The 4,191-nt window shown below is 65.2% G+C and carries 6 protein-coding genes; 5 read left to right on the top strand and 1 reads right to left on the bottom strand.

The genetic code is table 11. The features are described from left to right. The coding region (locus tag ACIQ6O_RS13700) for an SbcC/MukB-like Walker B domain-containing protein (RefSeq protein ID WP_396208346.1) at positions 1-1,206 on the top strand (1,206 nt) is incomplete at its 5' end. 4 nt (positions 1,207-1,210) lie between these two features. Further along, a complete protein-coding gene (locus tag ACIQ6O_RS13695) occupies positions 1,211-2,188 on the top strand; it encodes a GNAT family N-acetyltransferase (RefSeq protein WP_396208345.1) in 978 nt (325 codons plus the stop codon). A gap of 10 nt (positions 2,189-2,198) precedes the next feature. Here the strand turns inward: ACIQ6O_RS13695 and ACIQ6O_RS13690 are convergent, their stop codons facing one another. Then, on the bottom strand, positions 2,199-2,366 hold the full coding sequence (locus ACIQ6O_RS13690; protein WP_396208344.1) for a hypothetical protein: 168 nt from the start codon (positions 2,364-2,366) through the stop codon (positions 2,199-2,201). Positions 2,367-2,741: 375 nt separating this feature from the next. On the opposite strand from ACIQ6O_RS13690, the gene ACIQ6O_RS13685 reads away from it, so the two are divergent. The 3 genes from ACIQ6O_RS13685 to ACIQ6O_RS13675 all read left to right on the top strand — a co-directional run. After that, a complete protein-coding gene (locus ACIQ6O_RS13685) occupies positions 2,742-3,155 on the top strand; it encodes a 6-carboxytetrahydropterin synthase (protein WP_396208343.1) in 414 nt (137 codons plus the stop codon). Between the two features lie 106 nt (positions 3,156-3,261). Continuing rightward, entirely contained in the window at positions 3,262-3,807 is a 546-nt protein-coding gene (folE, locus tag ACIQ6O_RS13680; RefSeq protein ID WP_396208347.1) for a GTP cyclohydrolase I FolE, read from the top strand. Beyond that, positions 3,749-4,191 (top strand): SDR family oxidoreductase (locus tag ACIQ6O_RS13675; RefSeq protein WP_396208342.1); only part of this gene is annotated, 443 nt, incomplete at its 3' end. The genes folE and ACIQ6O_RS13675, both read left to right, overlap by 59 nt.

Raw genomic sequence — 4,191 nt, 5'->3', positions numbered from 1 at the left:
CTCACCGAGCAACTCGAGACCGTGCGCGTCGACGGGAATTACTATCGGCAGCGCGCGGAGCAGTTGGCGACGATGCCAGCGGCCATCGAAACCCTCGAGGAGTCGCGCCGATCCACGCAGCATGAGGTGGCAGCAGCGGAGCGACGACTTGCACGCATCCAGGCGGCCCTCAACGAGGCCACTACGGTGACCGAGCAACGGGCACAGATGACGGCTCGCCTGGCCGATGCCACAACGCAGCTGGCCGCGATCCCCACCGGGTACGACGCCGCATTGTATGCGACGCTCAAGGGCGACGCGCAGGAGCTGCAGGAGCTCGAAACCCGTGTAGCGCGCGTGAGCGGGATGCTGGACCGCGAGCTCACCACGCGCACCGAGCGCACACGCGTGCTCGCGGCGCGCGATACGGCGCGGGCGCGCATGATCGCTCTCGAGGACCAGTGCGCCTCCCTCGGGATGGACGACAGTGCCTACGGCACCGTGCGTGAGCGCTACGAAGCGGCGGCCACTGAGGCCCGTCGCGCCGAGGTGGAGGCGGTGTCGGCCATCGGTGAGGCCGATCGCGCACGCGCGGCGCTCGACAGCGCCGAGCAGGCGCGTCGGGAGTTATCACGGCTCCAGGGAACGCTCGAGACTCTCGAGACCGAAAAGCGCCTCCACGACGAACTCGATCGTGCGCTCACCGATCTGCGAACCGATCTCAACTTCCAGTTGCGGCCGGAGCTGGCGGAGATCGCCAGTCGTTTCCTCGATGATCTCACCGACGGCCGGTACACGCACCTCGAGTTCGACGAGGACTATCGTCTCACGGTGATGGAAGAGGGACTGCCGAAATCCGTGATTTCCGGCGGTGAGGAGGACCTGTGCAATCTGGTGCTGCGGCTCGCCATCTCGCAGATGATCGCCGAGCGCGCCGGGCAGGCCTTCTCGTTGCTCATCCTCGATGAAGTGTTCGGCTCGCTCGACGAAGCGCGCCGGGCGAACGTTGTGGAGCTGTTGCGCCGACTGAACGACCGCTTTGAACAGGTCATCGTGATCACGCACATCGAGCAGGTCCGCGAAGGGCTGGACCGGTTGCTGCAGGTGCGCTTCGATGAGGCGCGCGGGTGCAGCGTGGTCAGTGGCATCACCGTGCCTACTGACGCTGACGGCGGGAATTCCCCGTCGGTGTTCGACGCCGACATGCTCACGCGTTCGGAGCCGTGACTCCATGACGGCGTCTTCGCGCTCCTATCGCGCCGCGCGCCCCGTGGAGGGACCGTTCGTGGCCACGGTGGAGGACATCCCGCAGCTCAACGAGGTGTTCACCGAAGCGTTCACGGAGCGCTATCGCAAGGACGGCATGACCGGAGTCCGAGTACCACCGCTCAACCCCGCCATCTGGCAATACGCCATCGAAGACGCCGGCGACGGGGCCTTGTGCTGGCGTGACGACCGGGGGCGGGTCGTGGCCTTCAACATGGCGCATCACTCCGGTAGCGAAGGGTGGATGGGTCCGCTGTGCGTGCGCCCCGATCAGCAGGGGGCTGGGCTCGGTAAGGTCATCGTGCAGGCCGGCATGCGGTGGCTGCGCCTGCAGCACGCGAAGGTCATCGGTCTCGAAACGATGCCGCGTACGATGGACAACATCGGCTTCTATTCGAACCTCGGTTTCGTCCCCGGGCATCTGACGGTCACGCTCACGCTCGATGCGCTCGCATCCGATCGTCCGGCCCGACGCCTGTCGCAGCTGCCACCGGGAGCGCGCGCGGCGGCGATGGCCGCGTGTCTGGCACTCACCACACAGCTCATGCCCGGGTACGATTTCACCCGGGAACTCGAACTCACCGATCGGCTCGCCCTCGGCGACACGTTGCTGTTCGGTCCGCCTGACGCTCCCTCCGGATTCGCCGTCTGTCACACCGTTCCGCTGGTGGAGGGACGCGTGCGCGACGAACTGCGCGTCCTGAAGCTGGTGCTGGCGCGTCGGACCGAGTTACCGCAGATGCTCGGCGCGCTCGCCGATTTCGCCAAACGCTCGGGAACCCGACGGCTCGCCATCCGCCTGCAAGGCGATTATCCGGAGGCGTACCGCACATTGATCGCCCTCGGTGCGCGCGTGCGCTGGACCGATCTGCGCATGAGCGCGCATGGCTGGAACGAGACGCCCCCCAGTGAGGGGATGATTCTCTCGAACTGGGAGATCTGAGGTCGGCGCGCTACTTCTTCGCCGGACCGTCCGGGGTGTCACGCACGACGATGCGCCAGATGACGAGGAACACACCGGCGGTGAGCAGCAGGTGAACCCATCCGGGTGCTTCGGTAGCTACGGTGAGCCCGCCCCAGACGACGAGCATCACGATTCCGGCAAGAAGAGTGAGGTCCATGCCACAATGTAGTCGAAATCGCGATTGCGCGTTCCGTGACGGCTCCCTACACTATGCGTCGTTAGAGTAGTCGCGGGGCGGAGAGGTTTTACTTCTTGAGCCGATAAGTCCTTAGAAGGGATTCAACACACGGGTGAACGTCATGCCCCAGTGCGGGGAAGGCGGTAGCACGGTGAGAGTCTTAATTTTTTCTTTGGGCTTCAAGATCACCCTCTTCGTTCCCGTATTTCTCGAAAACCCCGCCCGTGTGGCGGGGTTTTCGTTTTTGGGGCAGATTCCTGAGGGGACCCTGACCCCCGTACGCATGAATCCCCTCGCCGGCGTACCCGGACTCGGCCAACGGAACCATTCGATTGGCCGAAGCCTTGGTCTGGTATGCCAATCGTTACCGTAACGCGCCGCCTGCGCTTCAACGCGGCGCACCGTGTTCACAACCCCACGCTCTCCGATGCCGAGAACACCCGGCTGTTCGGCAAGTGCAACAACCCCAACTGGCACGGCCACAACTACGAGTTGGAAGTGTCGGTCAAGGGGTCCGTGGACGAGCGGACTGGCTACGTGATCGACCTGGGGCACTTGCGGGACGTCGTGGAACGCGAGGTGATCGACCAAACCGATCATCGCAACTTCAACATCGACGTGCCGTACATGCAGGGAATCAACCCGACCACGGAAAACGTGGTGGTGGCCATGTGGCGCGTGCTCGCTCCGGCGATCGCTCCCGCCCAACTGGTTCGACTGCGGCTCTGGGAAACCGAGAACAACTATGTCGACTACCAAGGGGAATAAGGACGTGATCCGACCGGTATCGGGAGTGTCGTCGGGGCGTGCAGCGGTGAGTGTGGTGGACCCGGACGACTATGCCGTCGACGGCAACCTCGTCGAATACGAGACGATGGTGCGTCGCCAGCTCGAGCTCATCGGGGAAGATCCCGATCGTGAGGGACTGCTCAAGACGCCCAGCCGTGTGGCCAAGGCGCAGATGTGGCTCACGCGCGGGTACAGCCAGACGGCCGCCGACGTCATCGGTGACGCGCTGTTCGCCGAAGACCACGAGAACATGGTGATGGTGCGCGACATCGAGATGTACTCGATGTGCGAACACCACATGCTGCCCTTCTTCGGCAAGGTGCACATCGCCTACATCCCCAACGGCAAGATCGTGGGGCTGTCGAAGCTGCCGCGTGTGGTCGAAGTGTTCGCGCGACGTCTGCAGGTGCAGGAGCGCCTGGGTGAGCAGATCGCCGACGCTCTCGAGGAGGTGCTCCAGCCGAAGGGCGTGGGCGTCGTGATCGAGGCGGTGCACCTCTGCATGATGATGCGCGGTGTCGAGAAGCAGAGCTCGCGGACGATCACGTCGTCCATGCGCGGCCTCTTCCGTGATGACGCGAAGACGCGCAGCGAGTTCCTGCGGCTCGCTCACGCGCCCACGCAGTACTGACCGGCACTGGTCGCAGATGTCGCTGAGCGGACAGACAGCGCTCGTGACCGGCGCGTCGCGCGGCATCGGCCGCGCGACCGCATGTGCCCTCGCTTCGGCGGGGGCACGCGTGTTTTTGCTGGCCCGTTCGCCCGCACCCCTCGCCGCGCTCGCCGCTGAGCTTGGCAACGGCGCCGCCGCGTATCCGTGCGACGTGACCGATGCGACGCAGTTGGCCGCTACCATGGCGGCCGTGCTCGGCGAGGCAGGCGGCGCGATCGACATTCTGGTCAACAACGCGGGGGTCTTTCCCCTCGCCCCGGTCGCCGACACGTCGCCCGCGTCGTTCGAGCACACGCTCGCGGCCAATCTTGCGGCGCCGTTCCGGGTGCTGCACGGCGTGCT

This window comes from Gemmatimonas sp. (assembly GCF_044345575.1).
In the GTDB taxonomy this organism is placed as follows: Bacteria; Gemmatimonadota; Gemmatimonadetes; order Gemmatimonadales; family Gemmatimonadaceae; genus Gemmatimonas.
This window is presented reverse-complemented; position numbering and strand designations above follow the sequence as displayed.